The sequence below is a fragment of the Brachybacterium sp. ACRRE genome, from assembly GCF_022346485.1.
In the GTDB taxonomy this organism is placed as follows: Bacteria; Actinomycetota; Actinomycetes; order Actinomycetales; family Dermabacteraceae; genus Brachybacterium; species Brachybacterium halotolerans.
This window is the reverse complement of sequence record NZ_JAKRMO010000130.1, coordinates 1-1,154: the sequence shown is the minus strand read 5'-3', so window position 1 is coordinate 1,154 and position 1,154 is coordinate 1. Positions and strand designations below refer to the sequence as shown.

1 protein-coding gene is annotated in these 1,154 nt (G+C 67.3%); it reads right to left on the bottom strand.

From position 1 onward, the window contains the following. On the bottom strand, nucleotides 1–1,154 hold a 1,154-nt coding region (locus MHY49_RS18910; protein ID WP_239206795.1), incomplete at both ends, for an HNH endonuclease signature motif containing protein.

Here is a 1,154-nt window from a genome sequence, read left to right as displayed (position 1 = left end):
GGGTCGATATCGCGGGCGGTTTTCACCTGATGATGCGACCAGCACAACACATGAAGATTCTCGATCTCCGTCACCCCACCTTCCCCGGGATGATCATGATCGAATTCCTCAATATGATCCACCTCCACACCACGACAACTCGCCCGCCCACACCCCGGAACAGCACACTCCGGGCCCCGCAACCGCACATGCGTCACCATCTGCGGACTGGGTCGATACCGCTCCGGCGGCAACGGCAAAAACGCACCCGTGACGGGATCCGTCAGGATCCGCATCCACTCCGGGCACTCCCCCGCGAGCTCGCGCGCCATGTCCGCGGGGATCGGATGCTTCCCCTCGAGCAGGGCCGGTGCCTCGCTCTGGCCGAGCAGGGTCAAGAACGGGATGGTCACCAGGATCGTGAACCGGGCCGAGGGCACCTCATGCCCGTCCGTGTTCACCTCACCCCGCAGCAGCGCCTCATACCTGAGGCGGCCACGGGTCATCGTCTTCCCCGACGCCCGCACGGCACCGTCCTCATCGAACGGCACCTCGCCATCGGGCCCCTCGTCGAGGGCGTGACGCTGGGCAGCCTGCAGCGTCTCCGCCGCGGCATCGAGAGACTGGGCGAACGCGAGGATCTCCGGGACAGGCCCCGTCACCGTCAACGACGCCGTCCCATCCGGCCCCACCACCGGAACACCGATATGCCGACGGCGCTGGGCACGCTCCACCGGCGAGAGATCCAGAAGTGACGTGAACCAGGTGATCAACTCACCCAACAGGCGCCGGAACGTCTCCGGGCTCACCCCGAACTCCCAGTCCCCCATCACCCCATCCAGACCCCTCCGGTCCTCCTCCGGCAGGTCCCGGGACCGGTGGATCACCCGCCGCAGCCACTCGACCGGCAACTCCCCCGCTTCCACCCGCGCGAACAACAGAGGAAACAGCGTCAGCGCCTCGTGGGCGTCACGGATCTGCCCATAAGACACCGTCGTGGTGGTGCGCAGCGCCACCGCCGCCTGCGCATCCTCCACATCACCCTCATGCGCCCCCGCACCCTCCACATCCCGTCCCACCCACAACGGCGCCAGACGCCGCATCAACTCCGCCGCCAGCCGCGACTCCCGGACCGCGAGATCCCAAATCCCCTGCAACTCCTCCGACAGATCCGG